The following is a 23,960-nucleotide window of genomic DNA, read 5'->3' as shown; positions in this document are numbered from 1 at the left end:
TCGAGCGGCACCCGAATGAGAGCGTGACCTCGGCCACCGCGGGCTGCCCGTACGTGGAAGACTCGAATCGGGCCAGCCGTCACGAGTGGCGGGGAGACGGACGCCGCCGGGCGTCGGCGTGATGTGGGATGGAGACGAACGTGCCGGGAGTGCGCAACCTGACGCAGGTCGAGGCGACCGAGCGGGCCCGCCTGCTCAACGTGACGGGGTACGACATCAGTCTGGACCTGTCGACAGCGGTGCTGGCGGCCGACGGCCGCACGTTCCGGTCCACGACCGAGGTCCGTTTCCGCTGCTCGGAGCCGGGTGCGAGCACGTTCATCGAGTTGGCCGCCGAGTCGGTGCGGTCCGCGACGCTGAACGGCACACCGGTCGACCTCTCCGACTGGTCGGCCGAGAAGGGCCTGGTGCTGTCCGGATTGGACAGCGACAACACGCTCGTCGTCGACGCCGACTTCGCCTACTCGAACAGCGGTCAGGGGCTGCACCGCACCGTCGACCCGGTGGACGGCGAGACGTACCTCTACAGCCAGTTCGAGACCGCCGACGCGCAGCGGGTGTTCGCCTGCTTCGACCAGCCCGACCTGAAGAGCGTCTACACCTGGCACGCCACCGTGCCCGCGCACTGGCGGGCGGTGTCCAACATGCCGGTGCAGCGGGAGGAGCCGGCCGGTGACGGGCTCAAGACGCTGCACTTCGCCGAGTCGCCCCGGATGAGCACCTACATCACGGCGATGTGCGCCGGGCCGTACCACGAGGTTCGGGACAGCCACGACGGCATCGACCTGGGCGTGTTCTGCCGCGCGTCGATGGCGCGCTACCTGGACTCCGACGACCTGTTCCTGATCACCAAGCAGGGCTTCGACTTCTTCCACGAGAAGTTCGACGTGCGCTACCCGCTGCCGAAGTACGACCAGCTCTGGGTGCCCGACTTCAACGCCGGCGCGATGGAGAACTTCGGCTGCGTCACGCACGCCGAGTCGCACTACCTGTTCCGCTCGCAGGTCACCGACTTCGAGTACGAGCAGCGGGCCAACACGATCCTGCACGAGCTGGCCCACATGTGGTTCGGTGACCTGGTCACCATGCGCTGGTGGAACGACCTGTGGCTCAACGAGTCGTTCGCCGAGTGGGCCAGCCACTGGTGCAACACCAACGCCACCCGGTTCACCGAGGCGTGGACGACCTTCCTGTCCATCCGCAAGAACTGGGGCTACCGGCAGGACCAGCTCTCCTCCACGCACCCGGTCTACACCGAGATGCCGGACATGGAGGCGGTCGAGGTCAACTTCGACGGCATCACGTACGCCAAGGGCGCGAGCGTGCTCAAGCAGCTCGTCGCGTACGTGGGTGAGGAGCCGTTCGTCGCCGGGCTGCGGGCCTACTTCGGCAAGCACGCCTGGGGCAACGCCACCTTCGACGACCTGCTCACCGAGTTGGAGGCGGCCTCCGGCCGGGAGCTGCGCAAGTTCGCGGCGCAGTGGCTGGAGACCGCGCAGGTCAACACGTTGCGCCCGGAGGTGACCATCGGCGCGGACGGCACCTACGAGCAGGTGGCGGTCCGGCAGGAGGCGCCGACCGCGTACCCGACGCTGCGGACGCACCGGATCGGTGTGGGCCTCTACGACCTGACCGACGGGCGGCTGGTCCGCCGCGAGCGGTACGAGGTGGACGTGACCGGCGAGCGGACCGACCTCGCCGAGCTGCGCGGTGTGCGGGCCGCCGACGTGCTGCTGCTCAACGACGACGACCTGAGCTACACCAAGCTGCGCCTCGACGAGCGTTCGATGGCGACAGTGGTGCAGCACATCGGCGGCTTCGAGTCGTCGCTGGCCCGGGCGCTGTGCTGGACCGCCGCGTGGGACATGACCCGCGACGCGGAGCTGTCCGCCCGCGACTACGTGGCGCTGACGCTGAGCGGGCTGCCCGCCGAGACCGACATCAACCTGGTCACCGCCACCCTGCGGCAGGCGACCACCACGCTCACCCTGTACGCCGACCCCGCGTGGGCGCCGACCGGCTGGGCCGACCTGGCCCGGACGGCCCGGGACGCGCTCGCCGCCGCCGAGCCGGGCAGCGGTTTCCAGATCGCCTGGGCCCGCGCGTTCACCTCGGCGGCGCGCTCCGAGGAGGATCTGGCGACGCTGCGCGGTTGGCTGGACGGCACCGGCATCCCGGCCGGGCTGACCGTGGACACCGAGTTGCGGTGGTCCGTCCTCGCGTCCCTGGTGGCGAACGGTGCGGCCGGTGCCGCCGAGATCGACGCGGAACTGGCCGGTGACCGCACCGCGAGCGGTGAGCGGGAAGCCGCGTACGCCAGGGCGCTGGTGCCGACGGCGGAGAACAAGGCCGCCCTGTGGGACCTGCTGACCGGCCCCGACGCGCTGCCCAACTGGCGGCACCGGGCGCTGTTGCAGGGCTTCGCACACCCGACCCAGGTGGAGCTGGTCGCCCCGTACCGGGAGCGGTACTTCGCCACCGTCGCGCAGGTGTGGGCCACCCGGGACAGCGAGCCGGCGCAGGAGTTCGCGCAGTTGGCGTACCCGACCTACCTGGTGGAGGACGACACGGTGGCGGCCACCGACGCGTGGCTGGAAGGTGACGGGCACCCCGGCCCGCTGCGTCGGCTGGTCGCCGAGGGCCGCGACGGTGTGGTGCGGGCGTTGAAGGCCCGCGCGAAGGACGCCCAGACCGCCTGAGCACCGAATACGCGGCCCGGGGCCGGCGTGGGTGTGATCCCCGCGCCGGCCTCGGGCATTATCGTGACAGGAGGAGGTGGACGTGATGGCGCAGCCGACCTACGAGTGGCGCCCCCCGGAGCGGGGCTGGCGCGAGCAGGACCTGTTCGACCTGCCTGAGGACGGGAACCGCTACGAGATCATCGACGGGAGCCTGCACGTGACCCCTCCAGCCGGTCCCGAGCACCATGAGCTGGCGGACGAGATCCGTATGGCGCTCTCCCTGGCGGCTCCCGCCGGGTGGCGGGTGATCCGGGAGATCGGGGTGCATGTCCCCGGCGGCAATCTCATCCCCGATCTGACGGCGCTGCGCCCAGGCGCGCCGCGCGGGCGGATGTGGGCCGAACCGGCGGACATCGCGCTCGTCCTGGAGGTCGAGTCGACGGGAAGTCGTCGCCACGATCGGTTCACCAAGCCCGCCCTCTACGCCGAGGCGGGCATCGCGCACTACTGGCGGGTGGAACGGGGCAAATTCGGCCCGGTGATCTACCGGTATCGGCTTGGCGAGGGCGAGCACTACGATTTGTTGGGCACCCTGGGCCCGGACGACCCGGTCAACGTGGACGAGCCGTGGCCGATGAAGCTGGACCCCTCAGCCTGGCCCCGCTGAACGCGAAAGCCCGGCCCACTAGCAGCGGGCCGGGCTTCGTCGTGGAAGGAAGGGCTCAGCCCTTGCCGGCGTGGCTGGCGAGCTGGTCGAGGCCGTTGATGATGCCGCCGGCCAGGTCGCCCCCACTGAAGGCACCGGCCATGGAGAGCGCGGCCAGCTTCGCGTACGTGTCGGGGATGCGCTTGCGGGCGTACCGACCGGTGATGATCTCCAGCTGACGCTGGTTGGGCGACACCGCGATCAGCACCGACTTGTCGGGGTCGGCGAGCTGGCGGTGCAGCCGCTGGGCGTGCTCCCGGACGGGCTCGTCGAGACCACCGACGAAGACCGAGAAGACCAGGCCGGTGCCCTGGTCGGCGAGGCGCAACGCCTCGTCGATGCGCAGCAGCTGGCGGGTCGAGAAGGGCCCGTCCAGCACCTCGGGCGGATTCTCCGACCCGGTCTGCTTCTCACCAACGGTCACTTGCGCCTCCGGTTCCACCGGCCGGCGCCTCGACGCCGGCCTGCTCAAGCTTGTGGCTGGTCAGCGCGGGCGCCTGCGCCCCCGCCGTCAGCGCGGTGCCGGCCGAGTCGGCCAGCTGCTCCGGGCGGCCCAGGAACCAGACCGGAGTGAAGTCGAAGGGCCGGCCCGGACGGTAGCGCTTGTGGCCACCGCCGCCGGTGGTGGCACCACCACGGCTGCCGGCGAAGGTGAGACCGGTGATGACCAGCACCGCGGCCACCGGGATGCCGACGAAGACCAGCAACGTCTCGGTAACAGACAATCCCAACGCCCCCAGGCGGAAGAAGGACGACCTCGAACAGCCGGGTCGAATGGACGATCATGATGCCGGCCACCCGACGCCGTCACCATTCACGTTAGCGGAGTCGACGGCCCGCCAGATTGCGGGGTGCCGATCCCATCCGTCACTGGAGTTCTCCAGTTGCGCAGCGGTCGCGATCAGCCGCGCGTCGTCACCGTACCGGCCCGTGAGCAGCACCCCGACGGGCAACCCGTCGGTCGTGCTGCCCACCGGCAGGGAGACGGAGGGATCGCCGGTGACGTTGAAGACGGCGCAGTAGGGCGAGAAGCGGCGTTGCCTGTCGAAGTCGGCCGCCGGGTCGCCATCGGCGGTGAACCAGCCCACCGGCGCCTGCGGGGCGGCCAGGGTGGGACAGAGCAGCAGATCGAATCCGGCGGTGCGCCGGGTGCCGAGGCGGACCTGCGCCTGCAACTCCCCGAGGGTGGCGGCGAGCGTGCCGGCGCTGATCTCGGCACCACGGGCGCGCATCAGCCGGGTCAACGGCAGCAGCTCCGCCTCCCGTTGCGGCGGCACCGGGGCGAGCGCCAACACGTACCAGAGGATCTCGAACAGCGGCCACACCGCGGGCGTGAGCGGCGGCGGCACCTCGACCACCTCGTGCCCGGCCGCGGTGAGCAGCGCGGCGGCGGAGTCCACGGCGGCCACGCAGTCGGGGTGCACCGGCTCGTCGGCGAGCATCGGCGTGGTGAACCGGCCGATCCGCAGTGGGCCGGGCTCGGCCCGGCGCGCCACGGCCAGGTAGCCCTCGGGCGGCGTGGGCGGTGGCAGGTAGGGCTCGCCGGGCACCGGCACGGCCATGACGTCGAGCAGCGCGGCGACGTCGGTGACGGTCCGCCCGAGCGGGCCGCCGGTGGGCAGCCCGAACGCGCCGGAGCCGACCGGCCCGCCGGAGACCAGGCCACGGCTGGGCTTGTAGCCGACCAGGCCGCACAGCGACGCCGGGATGCGCAGCGAACCGCCGCCGTCGGAGCCCTGGGCGACCGGGACGAGCCCGGCGGCCACCGCCGCCGCCGCGCCGCCGCTGGAGCCCCCGGCGGTGTACGCCAACTGCCACGGGTTGCGGGCGGGCGGCGCGACCCGGCCCTCCGAGTAGAGCGAGCAACCCAACTCGGAGGTGGTCGTCTTACCCAGGCTGACCAGGCCGGCGGCCTTGATGAACCGGACCACGTCGGCGTCGACCGGCGGGACGAAGTCGAGGAAGGCAGCCGATCCGAAGGTGGTGCGGACCCCGGCGGTGAGGGTCAGGTCCTTGATCGCGGTCGGTATGCCGTGCAGCGGACCGCGCCGGTCGGTGGGGGTGGCGTCGGCGGCACGGGCGGCCTCTCGGGCCGACTCCGGTGTGACGGTGACGAACGCGCCCACCGTGTCGCCGAGCGCGGCCACCCGCCGCAGGTGGTGCTCGACCAGCTCGACGCTGGACAGCTCACCGCGCGCGACGGCGGCGGCCTGCTCCAACGCGGTCAGGTCGTGCGGCTCGGCCATTCCCCCATACTGCCCGCCGGGGCCGGCGGTCGCCGGGCCGACACGACGGCGACCATCAGTCCAGCGTGCCGGCGGGCGCTATCCACTCGGTGCGCGGTCCACCGATGTCACTGATCAGATCGAAGTCGCGGTCGTAGTGCAGGACGGTCGCGGAGTATTCGGCAGCCGCCGCCGCGACCAGGACATCGACAGGGCCGGCCGCGCGATGATGGCCGCGGGCTGTCAGCGCCAATTGCAGGTCACGGGCCCGGGTGGCGACGGCCGGGGTGATCGGAAGGTCGACCATCAGCTCTGCTCGTCGTGCGCGCATCGTCATGGCGTCCCGGAAATTGCGGGCGCTTCGACCGTTCTCGAGATCGAGCGGTAAGCAGGTCGCGGCGAGCCCCTCCTCGAGGATCGTCGTTATTCGCTTGCCTGCGATCGGCTGGCGTCGACGACTCCAGGCTGACGTGTCGATGAGGTAGAGCCCGGACGGCAGGATCATGCAGCGCCCTGCTCGCCGCGCGGTGTCTTGTCGTCCTCGAGCAGGCCGGTCCAGTCCTGGTCGACCGAGAGCAGTTCGCGGATGGCCTGCGCACGCTCACTCCGCTCGGCGACCAGACGTAGCGCGGCATGGATGGTGTCCTTCTTGCTTTTGGTGCCCAACTCGCGGCGGGCTCGGTCGAGCAGCTCATCGTCAAGATCGATAACGGTCTTCATGCGCGCAGTATATCCACGAGGGGTCGTCTTTATATACCCGACTCGCCGAGGAAGCGCAGGGCGTTGGCGGACAGGAGCTTCGCGCGCTGGTCGTCGCTGAGGAAGTCCGCGTCGCGAACCACCGCGCCGGCCGGCCGTTCACCCAGCGGGTACGGGTAGTCGCTGCCGACCAGCACCCGGTCCTCCCCCATCGTGTCGACCAGCAGCCGCAGCGCGGGCGCCGCGAAGACCACTGAGTCGACGAGGAACCGGTCGACGTAGCTGCTGGGCGGGGCGACGGACGCGCCCCGCACCAGGTCGCCCCGGCGGTGCCAGGCGTTGTCGGCGCGGCCGAGCCAGAACGGGAAGCTGCCACCGCCGTGCGCGAAGCAGATCCGCAGCGTCTCGGGCACCCGGTCGAAGACACCGCCCAGGATCATCGCCAGCACCGACAGGTGCGTCTCGGCGGGCATCCCGGTGAGCCAACGGGCCATCCAGCGGTCCAGCCGTGGACCGTCGGGCATGTCCCACGGGTGGACGAAGACGGGCGCGCCCACCTCGGCGCAGTGCTGGAGGAAGGTGACCACGCCGGCGTCGTCCAGATCCCGGTCGCCGACGTGGTTGCCGATCTCCACGCCCACGTGTCCGGCGGCCAGGCTGCGATCCAGCTCGGCGCAGGCGACGTCCGGGTCCTGGAGCGGCACCTGACAGAACGGCACCAGCCGGTCGCCACCGGCGGCTGTGACCTCCAGGGTCAGGTCGTTGAAGATCCGGGCGACCTTCACCGCCTGGTCGGCCGGGCGGTCGTAGCCGAAGAAGACCGGGGTGGGTGAGACCACCTGCACGTCCACGCCGTCGGCGTCCATGTCGGCCAGTCGCGTCGACGCGTCCCAGCACTCCGCGCCGACCGGGCGGAACTCCGTCTCCCCCACCATGATCATGGCGGCCCGCTCGGAGTCGACCCGCAACCACGGCCAGCCGGACCCACCGCACGCCGCGCCGAGGTCCGGCCACCCCTTCGGTACGACGTGGGTGTGCACGTCGACCACACCTCCGGGCATCAGCCCTTGCCCGGGTGCAGGGTGCCGCAGTCAGCGCAGGTACGCGCCGCCTCGTCGGCGTAGAACGCCTGGAACACCGGCGGGAGATCGGCGGCGATGTCGCGGACCTGCAACTCCACCTCGTGCACCTTGTTGCCGCACTCGGGGCAGTACCACTGGAAGGTCTCCAGCGTGCCCTCCTCACGGACCCGCTCGACGACCACACCGATCGAGCCGGCCTCCGGCCGCTGCGGGGAGTGCGGGGTGTTGCGCGGCAACATCCACATCTGACCCTCGCGTACGTGCACCGTACGCGGCCCTTCCGGGGTCATCAGGTTGATGTGCATGTTGCCCTTGACCTGGTAGAAGAACTCCTCGTACGGGTCCACGTGGAAGTCGGTGCGCTGGTTGGGCCCGCCCACCACCATCACGATGAAGTCGTCCCCGCCGGGGAACATCTCCTTGTTGCCCACCGGCGGCTTCAACAGGTGCTGGTTGTCAGCGATCCAGCCCGGAAAGCTGAAGGGTTCGGCGATCTCACTCACGACTGACCTCCCGAGGGAAGAAGGGCCACGGCCTGGATCTCGATGAGCAGGTGCGGGTGCGGCAACTGGTGCACCGCCACCGTCGTACGGGTCGGCCCGGACGCGTCGAAGAACTCCGCCCACACCTCGTTGTAACCACCGAAGTCGTTCATGTTCACCAGGTAGGACGTCACCTGGACGAGGTCGGTGAGGTCCGCGCCGACCGAGCGCAGCAGGTCCCGCACGTTCTCGATGACGGCCCGCGTCTGCACCCGGATGTCCAGGTTGGTCGTGCCGAGTTCGTCCACCTCGACACCGGCGAAGCTGTTGTCCGGCCGCCGTGACGACGTACCCGAGACGAAGACGAACCCGCCCGCGACCTTGACGTGCGGAAACGCCCCCCGAGGAACCGCCTTCCCGGCGACGACCCGCGCGGTCACGACGACGCCCGCAGCGACGCGGTGCCGAGCTTCTCGACCACCGCCCGGACGTGTGCACCCGGACGCAGCGGAACGGCCGCGGTGGCGGCCCCGGCCAGGAAGACCCACCCGGACTCCAACCGCACACCGTGCCGCCCGGCCAGCCGGATGCCCTCGTCGAGCGCCCGGCGCGGATCACCGAGGATCGCGGCCGTCGAGCCGACCTGCGCCACGCGGCCGTCGACCTCCAGCAGCACACCGAGATTGTCCAGGCCCGCCGGCACCGGTGACCACGCCCCGATCACGAACGCGGCGGCCGAGGTGTTGTCGGCGATCACGTCCGGCAGCGAGAAGCGGAAGTCCGCGTACCGGGAGTCGATCAGCTCGATGGCCGGGGCGACCGCGCGGACCGCGTCGGCGAAGTCGCCGATCGGCTCACCCGGCTCGGGCAACCGGTCCAGCAGGAACGCCACCTCCGGCTCGACCCGGGGATGGATGTACGCGGACGGGTCCACCACGCCACCGTCGGGCACCCGCATCGCGTTGGTGATCCGCCCCCAGATCACCTCGTCCACACCGACCTGGGCCATCTTCGCCCTGCTGGTCAGCCCCATCTTCAGCCCGACCAGCCGCTCACCGGCGTCGACCCGGCGCTGGATCAGCGCGGCCTGCACGGCGTACGCGGCGTCCACGTCGAGGCCGGTCTCGGCGGCGAGTTGCGGGATCGCGGTGGCCGTTCCGGCCGCCGCCCCCAGCTTCTCGGCGATCCCCGCGATGTCCGGTCCGATCATGCTGCGTCATCCTCCGTCCGCGACCGCGGGTCACGCGAACGCTCCGTGCCGGCCAGGTCGAGTGCCACGTCCACGATCATGTCCTCCTGGCCGCCGACCATCCGGCGGCGGCCCAGCTCGACCAGGATCGACCGGACGTCCACGCCGTACTTCGCCGAGGCCCGCTCGGCGTGCCGCAGGAAGCTGGAGTAGACACCCGCGTACCCCAGGGAGAGCGTCTCCCGGTCCACCTGGACCGGCCGGTCCTGCAACGGGCGGACGATGTCGTCAGCCGCGTCCATCAGCGCGAACACGTCGCAGCCGTGCTTCCAGCCGTGCAGCTCGGCGACCGCGACGAAGACCTCCAGCGGCGCGTTGCCGGCGCCCGCGCCCATGCCGGCGAGGGAGGCGTCGACCCGGACCGTCCGGCCGTTCGGGGCGTCGGGGCCGGCCGGCCCGGAGCCGGTGACCCGGCCGTGCTCGACGGCGAGCACGCTGTTGGCGACACCGAGCGACAGGTTGTGGTGGGCGTGGATGCCGATCTGCGTCTCCGGCGCGAGGACCTGCCGGTACGCGTCGACCCGCTGCGCCACGTCGGACATCAGCAGGCGGCCACCGGAGTCGGTGACGTAGACGCAGTGCGCCCCGTACGACTCCATCAGCTTGGCCTGCCCGGCCAGCCCCGCCGGATCGTTCAGGTGCGACATCATCAGGAACCCGGCGACGTCCATGCCGTTCTCCCGGGCCCAGGAGATGTGTTGGGCACTGATGTCCGCCTCGGTGCAGTGCGTGGCGATGCGCACGCTGGTCACCCCGAGCGCCTTCGCCGCCTTCAGGTCGGCGATGGTGCCGATGCCGGGCAGCAGCAGCGTGGTCAGCTTCGCCGTGGTCAGCACCTCGGCCGCGGCGGAGATCCAGTCGGCGTCGCTCGCCGCGCCGTGACCGTAGTTGACGCTGGACCCGGCGAGCCCGTCACCGTGCGCCACCTCGATGGCGGCCACCCCGGCGGCGTCCAACGCGGCGGCGATCGTCCGCACCTGGTCGACCGTGTACCGGTGGGCGATGGCGTGCATGCCGTCGCGCAGGGTCACGTCCTGGATGTACAGGTCGGTCATGCCACCGCTCCCGTCGAGCGCAGGGCGACCAGCCGCTCCGCGGTACGCAGCGCGGCGGAGGTCATGATGTCCAGGTTCCCGGCGTACGCGGGCAGGTAGTGCCCGGCGCCGGAGACCTCCAGGAACACCGACACCTGCAGGGCGGTGAGCTGACGCCCGAGCGTCGGCAGGTACGCCTCGACCCGGTCGAACTGCACGTCCTGCTTGAGCCGGTACCCGGGGACGTACTCCTGCACCGCGGCGACCATCTCGGTGACCGAGGCGGCGATGGCGCTGCGGTCGGCGTCGGCGTCCGGGCAGAGGCAGTAGACGGTGTCGCGCATGAGCAGCGGCGGGTCGGCCGGGTTCAGCACGATGATCGCCTTGCCGCGTTCGGCCCCGCCGACCACCTCGATGGCCCGGGCCGTGGTCTCGGTGAACTCGTCGATGTTGGCGCGGGTGCCCGGACCGGCGGACTTCGACGCGATCGAGGCGACGATCTCCCCGTACGCGACCGGGGTGACCCGGCGGACCGCGGCGACGATCGGCACGGTCGCCTGCCCGCCGCAGGTCACCATGTTGACGTTCGGCTCGTGCAGGTGCTCGTCCAGGTTGACCGGCGGCACCACGTACGGGCCGAGCGCGGCCGGGGTCAGGTCGACGACGGTCCGGCCATGTGCCCGCAGCACCTCGTCGTGGTGTCGGTGCGCCCCGGCCGAGGTGGCGTCGAAGACCAGCTCGACGTCGGCGAACTCGGGCATCGCGACCAGCCCGTCCACGCCGTCGGCGGTGGTGGCCACGCCGAGTCGGCGGGCCCGGGCCAGACCGTCGGAGGCCGGGTCGATGCCGGCCATCGCCACCATCCGCAGGCTGTCACTCAGCCGAAGAACCTTGATCATCAGGTCGGTCCCGATGTTTCCGGAACCGAGCACCGCCACCCCGGTGGTCACTTGTCGCCTCCCTTGCTGAAGCAGGTGCGCACCGAGCCGAGCCCGGAGATCCGCGCCTCGTACGCGGCCCCGGGAGTGACCGGGACCATCGGGCCGAGTGCACCGGAGAGCACCACGTCCCCGGCGCGCAGCGGGTCACCGGCGCGGGCCAGGGTGCCGGCCAGCCAGTGCAGGGCGTGCAGCGGGTTGCCCAGGCAGGCCGCGCCCGCGCCGACCGAGACCGGCTCACCGGCGTGCTCCAGCACCATCCCGCACAGTCGCAGGTCGACGTCGGCGAGCCGACGCGGCGTGGTGCCGAGCACGAAGAGCCCGCTGGAGGCGTTGTCGGCCACGGTGTCCACGATGGAGATGTCCCAGGCGGCGATGCGCGAATCGACGATCTCGATCGCCGGCAGCACGTGGTCGACAGCCCGGATCAGGTCGACTGTCGTGATCTGCGGATCCGACAGCTCCTTGTCGAGCACGAACGCGATCTCCGCCTCGACCCGAGGTTGGAGCAGCCGGTCGATGGGCACCTCGACCCCGTCACCGACCGCCATGGCGTCGGTCAGCATGCCGAAGTCCGGTTGGAACACCCCGAAGGTCTCCTGCACCGCCCGGGACGTCAACCCGATCTTCGCGCCGACCCGGCGTTCACCGCGACCCTGCCAGGCCCGCGCCTGGAGTTGCTGCACGCGGTACGCGGACTCGACGTCCCCCTCCGGCAGCAGCCGCCCGCGCAGCGGCGGGCACGGCTTGCCGGTGCTGCGGGCGTCGGCCAGCTCCCGGTTGGCGGCCTCGATGTCAGCTTCCACGCTCGCTCCCTCGCTCACGACAGGTCCACGCAGACGTTGGTGAGTTCGGAGTAGAAGTTCAGCGAGTGCACGCCGCCCTCCCGACCGATACCGGACGCCTTCACCCCGCCGAACGGGGTCCGCAGGTCACGCAGGAACCAGGTGTTGACCCAGACGATGCCGGCGTCCAGCCGGACGCCGGCCCGGTGCGCGACACCCACGTCCCGGGTCCACACCGTCGCCGCCAGGCCGTACTCGGTGCCGTTGGCCAACGCGTACGCCTCGTCCTCGGTGTCGAACGGCGCCACGTGCACCACCGGGCCGAAGATCTCCTCCCGGTTGGTGCGGGCGTCCGGCCCGAGCCCGGTGAGCACCGTCGGCTGGACGTACGACCCGCCGTCCCGGGCGTCGCCGAAGGTGGGCGAGCCGCCGCCGGTCAGCACCTCGGCGCCCTCGGAGCGGGCCAGGTCGTACGCGCCGAGCACCTTCGCCCGGTGCTGGTGGGAGATCAACGGCATGGTGGCGGTCGCCTCGTCGGTCGGCCAGCCGTACGCCAGCTCGCCGGCCCGCTTCGCCAGCCGGGCGGTGAACTCCTCGAAGACCGGGCGCTGCACGTAGATGCGTTCGGTACACAGGCACACCTGGCCGCCGTTGGTGAAGCTGGACCGCACCGAGCCGGCCACCGCGGCGTCCAGGTCGGCGTCGGCGAAGACCAGGCCGGCGTTCTTGCCGCCCAACTCGAAACTGACCGCCTTCACACCGTCGGCGGCGGCCCGCATGATCGCGCCGCCGGTGGCCGACTCGCCGGTGAAGGTGATCGCGTCCACGCCCGGGTGGCGGGTGAGGAACTCCCCCGCCGAGTCCGGCCCGAACCCGTGCACCAGGTTGAACACGCCCTCCGGCACGCCTGCCGCGGCCATCACCTCGGCGAGCAGCGTCGCCGAGGCGGGCGTCTCCTCGCTGGGTTTGACCACCACCGCGTTGCCACAGGCCAACGCGGGCGCGACCTTCCAGGTGAGCAGCAGCAGCGGCAGGTTCCACGGCACGATGACCGCGACCACGCCGACCGGCTTCCGCAGCGCGTAGTTGAGCGCCCGACCGCCGGTCGGGGTGACGGTCGTGAACGACTCGGTGGGCGCGGTCGCCACGATCTCCGCGAACGCCCGGAAGTTCGCCACGCCACGGGGGATGTCCAGTGTGCGGGCCTGGGAGATGGACTTGCCGGTGTCGGCGACCTCGGCGGTGACCAGGTCGTCGAAGCGGCGCTCCAGCTCGTCGGCGACCCGGCGCAGCACCTCGGCGCGTTCCCGCTCCCCCATCCGGCCCCACGGCCCGCGCAGCGCCGCCCGCGCGGCGGCCACCGCGTCGTCCACCGTGGACTTCGACGCCTCGTCCACCGCGAAGACCGGGTCGCCGGTCACCGGGCTGACCTTCGTGAACGTCGACCCACCGTCGACGAACTCGCCGGCGACGAAGTTACGCAACCGCTGCGGGTCGCCGTTCCCGTGGCCGGTCATCAGTCGTGGATCCCAGTTGCCGGTCATCCGCGCCTCCCTCGACTCAGCGCCGCGCCGATCGCGCCGACCAGCAGCACCGCGGCTCCGCCGACGACCGCGCCGAGCACCCGGTGCTGTCGGCGCACCCGGCGGCGCACCTCGGCGTACGGGGTGGTGGAGAACGACACCAACTCGTACTGCGAAACGTACCGGCCGGGCAGGGCGCGTTCCAACGCGTGCTCCACCCGCCGTCGGGCCTGGAAGACGGGCGAGGCGACCTTGTCCCGCATCTCCACGAAGTTGGTCAACGCCATCGTCGCGATGGCCTCGGCGTTCTCCTGCCGGCGTCGCTGGAACAGCGGCAGCGCCGCCGCCCAGTCGTCGGCGCACTCGTCCAGGCAGCGGTCCAGCTCGACCACGTCCTCGAACGCGCAGTTGGCGCCCTGACCGTAGAAGGGCACGATCGCGTGCGCCGCGTCACCGAGCAGGCCGACGGTCCCGTTGACCTGCCAGGGGGTGCAGCGGACCGTGCCGAGCACGCCCACCGGGTTGTGCTGGTAGTCGTCGACCAGGTTCGGGGCCAGCGGGACGACGTCCGGGTAGTGGTCGGCGAAGTGCCGTTCGATCTCCGCCGGGCCGGTCAGCGAGGCGAAGCTTCCGGCGCCGTCGTTGGGCCAGAACAGCGTGCAGGTGAAGGACCGGTCCGGATTCGGCAGGGCGATCATCATGGAGGTGCCGCGCGGCCAGATGTGCAGGGCGTCCGGGTCCAGGGCGAAGTCCCCGCCCAGCGGCGGGATCGTCAACTCCTTGTAGCCGTAGTCGAGGAAGTCCACGCTCTCGTCCAGCAGCCCGTACGCGAGCAACTGCCCCCGCACCGCGGACCCGGCGCCGTCGGCGCCCAGCACGACCGACGCCTTGGCCGCGACGGTGCCCTGCGGGGTGTCGAAGCTGAGCGAGCCGTCGGTCGGGTCCAGCCCGACGAGGCGGTGGTCGAAGACGACCCGCACGCCGGGCAGGGCGGCGGCCTCGTCCAGCAGGGCGTTGTTCAGCGCGCCCCGGCTGATCGAGTTGATCGCCCGGTCACCGGCGGCACTGTACGACTGGAACTGCTGCTCCCCCTCGACCGGGTGGATCATCCGGCCCCGCATCGGCAACGCGTCGGTCATCACCTGCTCGGCGAGCCCGATCCGGCGCAGGGCGTCCAGGCCCCGCTCGGAGAGCGCCAGGTTGATCGAACGGCCCCGCTCGGCCGTGCCGTCGCGCGGGTCGGACCGGCGCTCGTAGAGGGCCACCGGGTAGCCCCGCCGGGCCAGGAAGCAGGCGGCCAGACAGCCGGCCAGCCCGGCGCCGATGATCGCGATCTCGTCGCGCCGCGCGGTCACGGGTTCACCTGCCCGACCGTCGCCGCCAACGCGGCAGCCGCACGCCAGCAGTCGAGGTAGGTGGAGTAGAGCGGCACCGGGGCGAACCGGACGATGTCCGGCTCCCGGGCGTCGGCGATGACGCCGTGCTCGTACCGCAGGCGTTTGGTCAGCTCGGCGGCGCTGCCGGCCCCGATGCGCACCGAGAGCTGGCAGCCACGCCGGGCCGGGTCGCGCGGGGTGACCACGCGCAGCGGCCGGTCGACGACGACCTGGTCGAGCAGCGACTCCAACCAGCCGGTGAGCCGCAGGCTGCGGGCCCGCAACGCGGGCATGCCGACCGAGTCGAACAGCTCCAGTGAGGTACGCACCGGGCCCATCGCGAAGATCGGCGGGTTGGAGATCTGCCATGCCTCCACAGTGGCCGGTGGCCGGGACACCGGGGTCATCTCGAACCGGGTGGCCGCCGCGGTGCTCCACCACCCCTCGAAGCGGGGCAGGTCCGGATCACCGAGGTGCCGCTCGTGCACGAAGACGCCGGCGAGGGCACCCGGGCCGGAGTTCAGGTACTTGTAGGAGCACCAGGCGGCGAAGTCGACGTCCCAGTCGTGCAGGGCCAGCGGCACGTTGCCCACCGCGTGGGCCAGGTCCCAACCGACCACCGCGCCCGCGGCCCGACCGGCAGCGGTGATCACCGGGATGTCCAGCAGCTCGCCGGTGAGGTAGTTGACCCCGCCGAGCAGCACCAGGGCCACCCGGTCGCCCTCGGCGGCCAGGTAGTCGGTCACGTCCTCGGTGCGCAGCGATGTCTCGCCGTCGCGGGGGCGCAGCCGGACCACCGTGTCGTCCGGGTCCAGACCGTGGAACCGGGCCTGGCTGCGCACCGCGTAGCTGTCCGAGGGGAACGCGGCGTCCTCGATGACGATGCGGGTGCGGGCGCCGGCCGGGCGGTAGAAACTCACCATCAGCAGGTGCAGGTTGACGGTGAGCGAGTTCATCACCACGGTCTCCGCGGGCCGGCCGCCGACCAGTCGGGCGGCCGGTGCGGTCAACAGCTCGTGGTACGGCAGCCAGGCGCGCTCCGCCTCGAGGTGCCCCTCGACGCCGAGCCGCCCCCAGGCGTCCAGGTCGGCGAGGAGTTCGTCGCGGGTGGCCCGGGGTTGCAGGCCGAGCGAGTTACCGGCGAGGTACGCCGCCTCGGGGTGGTCGCCGCCGTCGGCCGGCGGCACGTGGAACAGGTGCCGGTGGCCCGGGTCGGCCTCGTCCAGCCGGTGTGCCTCGTGTTCAGGGGTGTGCATGTCTCGCTCTCCGGTCACATCGCGGTACGGGCCGACCACAGCTCGGGGAAGACCACCCGCGCCATGCTGCGCTGCAACCATGCCAGGCCGGCGGAACCGCCGCTGCCGACCTTCGCGCCCATGGTCCGCTGCACCGCCTTCACGTGGTTCCAGCGCCAGTCACCGAACTCCTCGGCGACCGCGCTCAACGCCTCGCCGAGCATGCGCAGGTGGTTGTCCGGGGCGGCGTCGTCGTAGATGCGCACCCAGGCCGCCTCGACCAGCGGGTGCGGATCGTGCTCGACGGACACGTCCCGGTTCAGCAGGTCGGCGGGGAGGTCGAAGCCGCGCCGGGCGAGCAGCGCCAGCACGTCGTCCCAGAGGCTCGGGGCGGCCAGTGCGCTGGTCAACTCGGCGTACACCTCGGTCTGCCGACGGAACGGTCGGATCAGCGCCGGGTCGCGCAGCCCGAGCAGGAACTCCAACTGTCGGTACATGGCCGACTGGAAGCCGGACGCCTCGCCGAGCAGGTTGCGGAACCTGTTGAAGTCGGCCGGGCTCATCCAGCGCAGACCCTGCCAGGCGGCGTTGAGCCCCTCCAGGTGCAGCTTGGCCCGACGCAACGGGGCCAGCGCCTCCCAGACCTGGTCGGCGCGGATCAGCCGCTGGGTCTCCCGCAGCTCGTGGCAGGTCAACCCGAAGTACAGCTCCATGATCTGACTGACCATCAGGAAGGACATCTCGCCCGGGTCGCTGCTCAGCGGGTGCTGCATCTTGTGCAGGGCGCTGGCCTGCACGTACGCGTCGTACGGCACCATGTCGGCGAACTCCAACGTCGGCTCGCCACCGGTGCGCGCCGCCTGGGCGGCCCGCTGCCCCGGGGTCACCGGTCGCACCGCGGCGGGGCGGGTCGGGGCCCGCCGCTCCGTCTGCTCCACCATCTCGTCTCCCTCCCCCGGACTGGCCGACGTCATGATCCCGCGGCTGGATCGGCCGATGGAATGCCGAATCAACGGCGCTCGCCTCGTTCTCCTGACGAACGAAAGCCAACTAGGCGAAGCCGGTTCACGAAAGTAAGGTCTGAGCGTGGACGACATGGACTGGGCGCTGCTGCGCGAGTTGCAGGCCGACGCGCGGCTCTCCTTCAGCGAGTTGTCCCGACGGGTGCACCTGTCGCCACCGGCGGTGGCCGAGCGGGTACGCCGACTGGAGGAGGCCGGGGTCATCACCGGCTACCACGCCCACGTCGACCTGAGCCGGGCCGGTCGCACAGTCGTCGCGCTGATCCGGATGTCCTGCTACGGCGCGCGCTGCATCCTGCACGACGCGTCGGTCGCCGGCTGGCCGGAGATCCTGGAGATCCATCGGATCACCGGTGACGCGTGCAGCGTGTTGAAGGTGGCCGCCGGCTCGATCGGCGCGTTCGAGGGGGTCATCGACCGGCTCGCCCCGTACGGCCAGCCGTCGAGCACGATGGTCCTCTCCTCTCCGCTGGGCTGGCAGCCGATCACCCCGCTCCCCTCCGCCCGGGCCACCCCCCGGCAACGCTGAGCCACCCGCCCCACCCCTGCCCGCCTGCGGGTTTGCCTCCGCGCCAACGGGAAAGCAGCGCGCGTGCCCAGGGGAGGGTTCCGGCGGTCGTCGCCGGTTGGGGGGTAATCATGCAGGGAATCCGCACTGTCAACCGTGCGATCTCGTCCGTACTGGCACTGGTGGGGCTGATCGGGGCGTTCGTCCTGATGTCGGCCGCCCCGGCGCGAGCCGGCGAGAACACCTTCGTCGAGGTGACACCGAACAGCGCCCAGGCCGGTAGCCGGGTCACCATCCGGGCGAACTGCGACAACGACAACAACAGCCGGCAGGCCAGCGTGCACTCCGACGCGTTCGGGTCTGTCACGCTCAGGCCGGACCGGGGGTTCCTGACCGCGCAGGCCTCCATCCCGCGGGACAAGCAGGCCGGTGACTACCCGGTCGACCTGCGTTGCGAGAACGGGCAGACGGCCTCCACCACGCTGACCGTGTTGAACATGGCCTCACCCAGCAAGGGACCGGCGACCGGTGGCGGCGGGACGGCCGGTGGTCGCGGCACCGGGTCGCTGCTGGTGCTCGGCGGCGTGGCGCTGGTGGGTACCGCCATCGCGCTCGGCATGGCGGGCGGGCGGCGTCGGACCGGAGCCGGCTCCTGAGCCGGACGACAGATGAGCCGCAGATCCGCGCGTGCGCGGCCGAACCGCCGCGCCCGCCTCCGGGCCGGGCCGGCGCTGCGCGCGTCCGGCCGGCTGGTGGCCCGCGCGTCCCGCCGGCTGCGCCGGGTCGCCGGGCAGGCCGGGTTGGCCAGCGTCACCACCACCGATCCGGCCACCCGACCGCTGCCACCCAGGCGTCCGGCCGCAGTGGCGTCGCCGTCGACTCGACGCCGCTTCGGTACGGGCCCGGGGCTGCCGGTGCTGGCCGTCGCCACCCTGATGGTGCTGATCGTGGCGATGCTCGGCGTCGAGCAGGTGACCGGCATGAGCCTGTTGCCGGATCGACTGAGCGCCGGTTTCCGACCGCCGCCGAAGAAGTTCCCGGTGCTGTCGTCGAGCCGCCCGACCAGCCTCGCCATCGAGAAGATCGACCTACGGGCCCCGGTGCACGACGTGGGCATCGCCCCGGACGGCACCATCGCCGTGCCGGACGTGGGCCGCGCGCAGGAGGCCGGCTGGTACGACCAGGGGCCGACCCCCGGCCAGTACGGTCCGGCGGTGATCGTCGGGCACGTCGACACCACCAGCGGGCCGGCGGTCTTCCACCAACTCCGCGAACTGCGCGCCGGTGACCAGATCGAGGTGACCCGCACCGACCGGAGCGTGGCGGTCTTCGAGGTGGACTCGGTGGAACGATTCGACAAGGGGCGACTGCCGGTGGACGAGGTGTACGGCGACTTCAGCCGCCCGAGCCTGCGCCTGATCACCTGCGGCGGTCAGTGGGTCGGCGGTGAGACCGGCTACTCGGACAACGTGGTGGTCTTCGCGTCGCTGGTCGAGGCGCGTCAGGGTTGAGGCCGCGCACAACGCGCACCTTCAGCGTCACGGGAGCACGATGACGATGGGCACGACCGAGGTGTCGTGGGTCGGAGCCGGCGCGATCGTCGCATCGCTTCTGGGTGACCGGTACGCGGTGATCGTCGGCAGCCTCGGCGCGAGCCCCACGCTCGGCATCGGGGCACCCGCCGCGTCCACCTACGAGGGCGTACTCCAGCAGAAGCTCGGCCTTCCCGGTTATGTCCGGGCATCCGACATCGGCCCCGCGCGACGGCGGGAGCACGACTACCGCTACTTCCCCCTGGATCAGGTCACCGTCGACCACGCGGACGCCGTGCTGCACATCCCGACCGGCGTCGACGCGGCGGTGCTCGCCGCTCGCATTCTGGCGCTGCCCGGCGTCGAGCAGGTGCTCGCGAGCAAGGAGAACGGGTCGCCCGAGGCCGCCTGGGGCGACCGCTTCTTCTACGTCGGCCCGGACCGACGCCAACCGTTCGCCACCATCGTCGAGCACGACGTGCCCGGCTTCGACGAGGCATCCGAGCTGGACCGACCGGGGGTCTTCCGCCTCAACCTGGACCTGGGTCGAGCTGAGTTCGAGCGGGTGTTCGGCTTCCCGCCCAAGGCATTCGAGGAGCACCGGGGCGACTTCGACTTCGCCCGGCTGGACACCCTCCTGCCGCACCCGTCCTACGCCCGGTACGCCTTCGGCAGCATCGTCATGCCCGGCCCGCAGATGCTGCCCGAGATCGACCGGCTGCTGGCCATCGCGCACGCCCGCGCGACGGAGCGGCACGAGCGCGCGGCACGCCGGACGACCGACCAGCGGGAGTGAGCCGGCCGGTATTCGCGTCGATCCGGCCGCGACGAGGGATCAGGCGGCGGCTTCGGGCTCGCGCAGGTCGAGCCAGTCGGCCCAGCGGGGGTCGGGAGCGCGGTGCCCGAGGACACGCCAGGCGGTGCCCTTCGGCGCGGCGGGCAGCGCGTGTAACCGCCACCCCATCTCGGCCGGGGTCTTGTCGCCCTTGGTGTGGTTGCAGCGGGCGCACGCGGCCACCACGTTCTCCCAGGCGTGCCGGCCGCCCCGGCTGCGCGGGAAGACATGGTCGATGGTCTCGGCGGCACCCCGGCAGTAGGCGCACCGCCAACCGTCCCTGGCGAAGATCGCACGCCGGGACAACCCGACGTGCGTCCGATACGGCACCCGGACGAAGCGCGTCAACCGGACCACGGACGGCACCGGGAGCGCGTCGCGCGCGCTGTGCAGAATGCCGTCGCCGTCGGCGACGCAGACCGCCTTGGCGGAGAGGACGAGGATCGCGGCGCGGCGCACCGACACGACACACAGCGGCTCGTAGGTGGCGTTGAGGACCAACGCGCCGGAGCCCACCGTGGGTCGTATGTCAGGCATCGCGCTCACCCTCCCGGTTCAGCGGCAGCTGCGAACCGCCGCCGACCGGGGCAGGGCACGACGGCCCAACCGGGCGACGCCGGGCCGATCACCGACGTCCGTTGCGCCAATAGTCCCTGATCGGACCCCGGATTGCACGTACTAATCCCGCATGGGGTATGAGGATCATCCGCGTCCGGTCCGATCGCCGTACCGAGCTGGGAGAAGTCCGGCGTTGCCGGACACGTGTCGGCGGCTCACCCGGCCGGTGGGCCGGCGACGGGCCCGCTGACCCCTTGCGGTACGAAGACAGGGTGAGTGCCGCCAGCGTGACGCCCCTTGCCCTGCCCGACGCCGTTTCGGTGAGCTGCCAGGGCAGCACCTCCTGTGAGTGGATCTACAGCATCACCAGGTCGGCCTGGTTCGCCGAGGGCAGTTACTGGATCCTGCTGAAACCGCTACGGGTGCTGCTGATCCTGGCGCTGGCGATGGTGGCCCGCTGGGCCGTGCACCGGACGATCAACCGGTTGGTCCGCACGACCACCGACGGCGCGGTGCCGACGATGCTGCGACCGCTGCGGGAGCGGGTTCCCAGCGCGGCGGTCGACCCGGCCGAGTTCGTGCCCGAGCGGCGACGGCAGCGGGCCGAGGCGATCGGTTCGGTGCTGCGCAGTCTGACCACCGCGTTCGTCTTCGGCATCGCGCTGCTGATGATCCTGCGCGAGTTCAGCTTCGACCTGGCCCCACTGCTGGCCAGTGCGGGGATCGCCGGCGTGGCGCTGGGCTTCGGCGCGCAGAGCCTGGTCAAGGACCTGATCGCCGGCCTCTTCATGCTGATCGAGGACCAGTACGGCGTGGGCGACAACGTCGACCTGGGTGAGGCGATGGGCGTGGTCGAGGCGGTCGGCCTGCGCGTCACCACGGTGCGCGACGGTCGTGGGGTGCTCTGGTACATCCGCAACGGCGAGATCATCCGGGTGGGCAACAAGAGCCAGGGCTGGGCCCTGGTGGTGGTGGACCTGCCGATCGGGTTCAACAGCACCGAGGAGGCCACCGCCGTCCTGCGGACCGCCGCCGCCTCGGTCGCTGTGGACCCGGAGCTGTCACCGGAGATCGTCGAAGCGCCCGAGGTGCTGGGTGTCGAGCAGGTGACCGTCGACGGCGCGGTCATCCGGACGGTGGTGAAGACGACCGCGGACGGGCAGTTCGCGGTGGGCCGGGAGCTGCGTCGGCGGCTCGCGGAGGCGCTGGAGAACTCCGGGATCACCGCGCAGATCGCCGCCGCCCGCATCTTCCCCGGGGTTCCGACCCGACCGTTGTCGGACAACGAGACTGGTCAGGGCGGCGCCACCTGACCCAGGCAACACTGTCCGCCGATGCAGGGGTCGCCAGCCACCCGGCCCCTCAGGTATCGTCCGTTCGTTCAGTCGGGGAAGCGACGATCGATCCGTTCGCCCTAGCCAGTTGTCAGACGATCGGGCAGAATCCGGGGCACGCGTTCCCGCCGGAGCGTGATCACATCCTCGCTGATCCGCAGATCTGACGAGTGCTTCCGGCCGGGCTGCCACGAGCGGCCGAACCGGGGCCGATGGAGGCGACGGTGCCCGACGAGCGACCTTCCGCGGAAGGCCCCGCCACATTTCGCGAAGTGTTCGCCCAGCGTGAGTTCCGGGCTGTCTTCGTGGCTGGTGCGCTCTCCTGGGTCGGCGACTACGTCGCGAAGGCCGCGGTCACCCTTCTGGTCTACCAGCAGACCCGGTCTGTCGCGCTCTCCGCGGCCGCCTTCGCGGTCAGCTTCCTGCCGTGGCTGCTCGGCGGTCCCGTGCTCGCCGCACTGGCGGAGCGCCACCCGTACCGACGGGTGATGGTGACGTGTGACCTCATCCGGATGGCCTTGATGCTGCTCATCGCCGTCCCCAACCTGCCGTACCAGGCGGTGTTGGCACTGATCTTCGCCGCCACGCTGGCCAACCCACCGAGCCAGGCGGCGAAGTCCGCACTGATGCCACAGATGCTCACCGGGGATCGGTTGGTGCTCGGGTTGTCGCTGAACAGCAGCGTCGGGCAGGCGGCCCAGGTGGTCGGGTACGTGTTCGGCGCGGCCGTCGCCTCGATCGACCCGGAGGTCGCGTTGCTGTTCAACGCGGCCACCTTCGCCCTCTCGGCGCTGCTGGTCCGCCTCGGCGTACGGGATCGGCCGGCGTCGCTGGCCCTCGCACACCGCAGCCACCTGCTGCGGGAGACCCGCCAGGGGTTCGCCATCGTGTTCGGCACTCCGGTGTTGCGGTCGATCGCGGTGCTGGTGTTCAGCGCCATGCTCTTCTCGATCGTGCCCGAAGGTCTCGCCGCCGCCTGGGCCAATCAGGGCGCCAAGAGCGGTTTGAGCACCGGTGCGGCCCAAGCCGTGATCATGGTGGCCAACCCGATCGGCTTCATTCTCGGCGGGTTACTGGTGAGCCGGCTGGTCGGGCCGACCCGCCGGATGAAGCTGATGCGGCCGCTTGCGGTGTTCGCCCCGCTGGTGCTGGTGCCGTCGTTGCTCGACCCGCCGCCACTGGTGGTGGCGTTGCTGGCCGCCCTGTGCGGGTTCGCGGTCGCCGGCATGCTGCCGATGGCCAACGGGCTGTTCGTCCAGGCCCTGCCCGACGGTTTCCGCGCCCGCGCCTTCGGCGTGATGGCCACCGGTGTCCAGGTCATCCAGGGCCTCGCGGTGCTGGTCACCGGGCTGCTCGCCGAGCGGTTCCCCATCCCGGCGGTGGTCGGGCTCTGGAGTGCGGCCGGCGTCGTGCTCATGGCCGTGGCCGCACTGAGCTGGCCGGACCGGCAGACGATGGACGACGCGATCAGGGCCGCCTCGGCGGCCAACGCCGAGGCGCCCCGCAGCACCGGCCACCCCGGAGACGGTGGCACGGCCGGCGCTCCCGAGCCGCGTACCGGCGACGGCCATCGCCGCCACGCGGTCACCTGATCGACTCACCGACGCGGGCGGGCCGGGCGGGCAACCCCACGGCATCCGGGTCCGCCGACCCGGCGTGATCCGACGCACGCCACGGGGGTCAGGTCGGGCCGGAGCGCACCTGGCAGGATGGAACGGTGAACCCCGCAGGCGAATCCGACCGTCCTGGTGCGTCGATGACCCTCTTCGAAGCGGTCGGCGGCGAGCCCACCTTCCGCCGGCTGGTCGACGAGTTCTACGCAGGCATCGCCACCGATCCCCTGCTGCGGCCCATGTACCCGGAGGAAGACCTCGGGCCGGCCGCCGACCGGATGACCCTGTTCCTGATGCAGTACTGGGGCGGCCCCAACACGTATTCCGCGCAGCGCGGCCACCCCCGGCTGCGGATGCGGCACGCGCCCTTCCGGATCGGCGCTGCCGAGCGGGACGCCTGGCTGCGCAACATGCGTCGCGCGGTGGACCGGCTCGACCTGGAGCCGGCTGTCGCCGCCACGCTCTGGGACTACCTGGAGCGGGCCGCGTACTTCATGGTCAACGTCGAGGACGACCCGGCCACCGGCGCCTGACCCACCCGGC

General features: G+C 71.6%; 26 protein-coding genes. 9 read left to right on the top strand and 17 right to left on the bottom strand.

The features are described 5' to 3' along the window. The first annotated feature begins 149 nt into the window (after positions 1-149). Positions 150-2,699, top strand: coding sequence for an aminopeptidase N (gene pepN, locus O7617_RS18740; protein WP_282264791.1), 2,550 nt, complete (start codon positions 150-152; stop codon positions 2,697-2,699). Positions 2,700-2,784: 85 nt separating this feature from the next. After that, positions 2,785-3,348, top strand: a complete 564-nt coding sequence (locus tag O7617_RS18735) for a Uma2 family endonuclease (RefSeq protein WP_282257062.1) — start codon at positions 2,785-2,787, stop codon at positions 3,346-3,348. Positions 3,349-3,403: 55 nt separating this feature from the next. Here the strand turns inward: O7617_RS18735 and O7617_RS18730 are convergent, their stop codons facing one another. The 16 genes from O7617_RS18730 to O7617_RS18655 form a co-directional block, all read right to left on the bottom strand. Continuing rightward, positions 3,404-3,811, bottom strand: a complete 408-nt coding sequence (locus O7617_RS18730) for a DUF5130 family protein (protein ID WP_088988018.1) — start codon at positions 3,809-3,811, stop codon at positions 3,404-3,406. Beyond that, positions 3,798-4,094, bottom strand: a complete 297-nt coding sequence (locus tag O7617_RS18725; protein ID WP_282264790.1) for a hypothetical protein — start codon at positions 4,092-4,094, stop codon at positions 3,798-3,800. The genes O7617_RS18730 and O7617_RS18725 overlap by 14 nt, the downstream gene beginning before the upstream one ends. Before the next feature lie 75 nt (positions 4,095-4,169). Continuing rightward, a complete protein-coding gene (locus O7617_RS18720) occupies positions 4,170-5,633 on the bottom strand; it encodes an amidase (RefSeq protein WP_282257061.1) in 1,464 nt (487 codons plus the stop codon). A 55-nt stretch (positions 5,634-5,688) separates the two neighbouring features. Beyond that, entirely contained in the window at positions 5,689-6,117 is a 429-nt protein-coding gene (locus O7617_RS18715) for a PIN domain-containing protein (protein WP_282257060.1), read from the bottom strand. Then, complete coding sequence (locus O7617_RS18710) at positions 6,114-6,332, bottom strand: type II toxin-antitoxin system VapB family antitoxin (protein ID WP_282257059.1); 219 nt, start codon at positions 6,330-6,332, stop codon at positions 6,114-6,116. The genes O7617_RS18715 and O7617_RS18710 overlap by 4 nt, the downstream gene beginning before the upstream one ends. Positions 6,333-6,361: 29 nt before the next feature. Continuing rightward, entirely contained in the window at positions 6,362-7,372 is a 1,011-nt protein-coding gene (locus O7617_RS18705) for an amidohydrolase family protein (RefSeq protein WP_282257058.1), read from the bottom strand. Beyond that, a complete protein-coding gene (locus O7617_RS18700) occupies positions 7,372-7,896 on the bottom strand; it encodes a 3-hydroxyanthranilate 3,4-dioxygenase (RefSeq protein ID WP_282257057.1) in 525 nt (174 codons plus the stop codon). Before O7617_RS18700 ends, O7617_RS18705 begins: the two co-directional genes overlap by 1 nt. Then, a complete protein-coding gene (locus O7617_RS18695) occupies positions 7,893-8,315 on the bottom strand; it encodes a RidA family protein (RefSeq protein ID WP_282257056.1) in 423 nt (140 codons plus the stop codon). The genes O7617_RS18700 and O7617_RS18695 overlap by 4 nt, the downstream gene beginning before the upstream one ends. After that, the gene (locus O7617_RS18690) at positions 8,312-9,085 is read right to left on the bottom strand and encodes a fumarylacetoacetate hydrolase family protein (protein ID WP_282257055.1); all 774 of its coding nucleotides are present in this window, start codon (positions 9,083-9,085) and stop codon (positions 8,312-8,314) included. Before O7617_RS18690 ends, O7617_RS18695 begins: the two co-directional genes overlap by 4 nt. After that, positions 9,082-10,179, bottom strand: a complete 1,098-nt coding sequence (gene dmpG / locus O7617_RS18685) for a 4-hydroxy-2-oxovalerate aldolase (RefSeq protein WP_282257054.1) — start codon at positions 10,177-10,179, stop codon at positions 9,082-9,084. Before dmpG ends, O7617_RS18690 begins: the two co-directional genes overlap by 4 nt. Continuing rightward, positions 10,176-11,108: an acetaldehyde dehydrogenase (acetylating) gene (locus O7617_RS18680; RefSeq protein WP_282257053.1), complete on the bottom strand. Its 933-nt coding sequence runs from the start codon at positions 11,106-11,108 to the stop codon at positions 10,176-10,178. The genes dmpG and O7617_RS18680 overlap by 4 nt, the downstream gene beginning before the upstream one ends. Next, positions 11,105-11,902, bottom strand: coding sequence for a fumarylacetoacetate hydrolase family protein (locus O7617_RS18675; RefSeq protein WP_282257052.1), 798 nt, complete (start codon positions 11,900-11,902; stop codon positions 11,105-11,107). The genes O7617_RS18680 and O7617_RS18675 overlap by 4 nt, the downstream gene beginning before the upstream one ends. Before the next feature lie 14 nt (positions 11,903-11,916). Next, positions 11,917-13,425 carry a 2-hydroxymuconic semialdehyde dehydrogenase gene (locus tag O7617_RS18670; RefSeq protein WP_282257051.1) on the bottom strand — a complete coding sequence of 503 codons (1,509 nt, stop codon included), beginning with the start codon at positions 13,423-13,425 and terminating at the stop codon, positions 11,917-11,919. Beyond that, positions 13,422-14,759 (bottom strand): NAD(P)/FAD-dependent oxidoreductase, encoded by a 1,338-nt coding sequence (locus O7617_RS18665; protein ID WP_282257050.1) that lies wholly within the window; start codon positions 14,757-14,759, stop codon positions 13,422-13,424. The genes O7617_RS18670 and O7617_RS18665 overlap by 4 nt, the downstream gene beginning before the upstream one ends. Beyond that, a complete protein-coding gene (gene kynU / locus O7617_RS18660; protein ID WP_282257049.1) occupies positions 14,756-16,036 on the bottom strand; it encodes a kynureninase in 1,281 nt (426 codons plus the stop codon). The genes O7617_RS18665 and kynU overlap by 4 nt, the downstream gene beginning before the upstream one ends. Positions 16,037-16,050: 14 nt before the next feature. Beyond that, positions 16,051-16,953, bottom strand: a complete 903-nt coding sequence (locus tag O7617_RS18655; RefSeq protein ID WP_282264789.1) for a tryptophan 2,3-dioxygenase family protein — start codon at positions 16,951-16,953, stop codon at positions 16,051-16,053. 148 nt (positions 16,954-17,101) lie between these two features. Here O7617_RS18655 and O7617_RS18650 point away from each other — a divergent pair, with 148 nt between their 5' ends. From O7617_RS18650 to O7617_RS18635, 4 genes are all read left to right on the top strand, one after another. Continuing rightward, positions 17,102-17,566: an Lrp/AsnC family transcriptional regulator gene (locus O7617_RS18650; RefSeq protein WP_282257048.1), complete on the top strand. Its 465-nt coding sequence runs from the start codon at positions 17,102-17,104 to the stop codon at positions 17,564-17,566. A 110-nt stretch (positions 17,567-17,676) separates the two neighbouring features. After that, positions 17,677-18,201 carry a hypothetical protein gene (locus O7617_RS18645; RefSeq protein ID WP_282257047.1) on the top strand — a complete coding sequence of 175 codons (525 nt, stop codon included), beginning with the start codon at positions 17,677-17,679 and terminating at the stop codon, positions 18,199-18,201. 75 nt (positions 18,202-18,276) lie between these two features. After that, positions 18,277-19,056 (top strand): class F sortase, encoded by a 780-nt coding sequence (locus O7617_RS18640; protein ID WP_282264788.1) that lies wholly within the window; start codon positions 18,277-18,279, stop codon positions 19,054-19,056. A 40-nt stretch (positions 19,057-19,096) separates the two neighbouring features. Further along, positions 19,097-19,873: a DUF6194 family protein gene (locus tag O7617_RS18635; RefSeq protein ID WP_348774140.1), complete on the top strand. Its 777-nt coding sequence runs from the start codon at positions 19,097-19,099 to the stop codon at positions 19,871-19,873. 39 nt (positions 19,874-19,912) lie between these two features. On the opposite strand, the gene O7617_RS18630 is transcribed toward O7617_RS18635, so the two are convergent. Further along, complete coding sequence (locus O7617_RS18630; protein WP_282257045.1) at positions 19,913-20,449, bottom strand: HNH endonuclease; 537 nt, start codon at positions 20,447-20,449, stop codon at positions 19,913-19,915. Positions 20,450-20,772: 323 nt separating this feature from the next. Between O7617_RS18630 and O7617_RS18625 the strand changes: the two genes are divergently transcribed. From O7617_RS18625 to O7617_RS18615, 3 genes are all read left to right on the top strand, one after another. Continuing rightward, positions 20,773-21,783 (top strand): mechanosensitive ion channel family protein, encoded by a 1,011-nt coding sequence (locus tag O7617_RS18625; protein WP_282264787.1) that lies wholly within the window; start codon positions 20,773-20,775, stop codon positions 21,781-21,783. 233 nt (positions 21,784-22,016) lie between these two features. Further along, the gene (locus tag O7617_RS18620) at positions 22,017-23,396 is read left to right on the top strand and encodes an MFS transporter (protein ID WP_282257044.1); all 1,380 of its coding nucleotides are present in this window, start codon (positions 22,017-22,019) and stop codon (positions 23,394-23,396) included. Between the two features lie 125 nt (positions 23,397-23,521). Further along, entirely contained in the window at positions 23,522-23,950 is a 429-nt protein-coding gene (locus tag O7617_RS18615; RefSeq protein ID WP_282257043.1) for a globin, read from the top strand. Positions 23,951-23,960: the final 10 nt, after the last annotated feature.

This window comes from Micromonospora sp. WMMD1155 (genome assembly GCF_029581275.1).
GTDB lineage: Bacteria > Actinomycetota > Actinomycetes > Mycobacteriales > Micromonosporaceae > Micromonospora.
This window is presented reverse-complemented; position numbering and strand designations above follow the sequence as displayed.

What these genes read in the sequence shown, in the direction of transcription:
- O7617_RS18635 (WP_348774140.1), top strand. Translation starts at nt 19,097, where the DNA reads ATGACGATGGGCACGACCGAGGTGTCGTGGGTCGGAGCCGGCGCGATC.
- O7617_RS18670 (WP_282257051.1), bottom strand. Translation starts at nt 13,425, where the DNA reads ATGACCGGCAACTGGGATCCACGACTGATGACCGGCCACGGGAACGGC.
- O7617_RS18705 (WP_282257058.1), bottom strand. Translation starts at nt 7,372, where the DNA reads ATGCCCGGAGGTGTGGTCGACGTGCACACCCACGTCGTACCGAAGGGG.
- O7617_RS18715 (WP_282257060.1), bottom strand. Translation starts at nt 6,117, where the DNA reads ATGATCCTGCCGTCCGGGCTCTACCTCATCGACACGTCAGCCTGGAGT.
- O7617_RS18710 (WP_282257059.1), bottom strand. Translation starts at nt 6,332, where the DNA reads ATGAAGACCGTTATCGATCTTGACGATGAGCTGCTCGACCGAGCCCGC.
- dmpG (WP_282257054.1), bottom strand. Translation starts at nt 10,179, where the DNA reads ATGACCGACCTGTACATCCAGGACGTGACCCTGCGCGACGGCATGCAC.
- O7617_RS18620 (WP_282257044.1), top strand. Translation starts at nt 22,017, where the DNA reads ATGGAGGCGACGGTGCCCGACGAGCGACCTTCCGCGGAAGGCCCCGCC.
- O7617_RS18720 (WP_282257061.1), bottom strand. Translation starts at nt 5,633, where the DNA reads ATGGCCGAGCCGCACGACCTGACCGCGTTGGAGCAGGCCGCCGCCGTC.
- kynU (WP_282257049.1), bottom strand. Translation starts at nt 16,036, where the DNA reads ATGCACACCCCTGAACACGAGGCACACCGGCTGGACGAGGCCGACCCG.
- O7617_RS18645 (WP_282257047.1), top strand. Translation starts at nt 17,677, where the DNA reads ATGCAGGGAATCCGCACTGTCAACCGTGCGATCTCGTCCGTACTGGCA.
- O7617_RS18690 (WP_282257055.1), bottom strand. Translation starts at nt 9,085, where the DNA reads ATGATCGGACCGGACATCGCGGGGATCGCCGAGAAGCTGGGGGCGGCG.
- O7617_RS18735 (WP_282257062.1), top strand. Translation starts at nt 2,785, where the DNA reads ATGGCGCAGCCGACCTACGAGTGGCGCCCCCCGGAGCGGGGCTGGCGC.
- O7617_RS18630 (WP_282257045.1), bottom strand. Translation starts at nt 20,449, where the DNA reads ATGCCTGACATACGACCCACGGTGGGCTCCGGCGCGTTGGTCCTCAAC.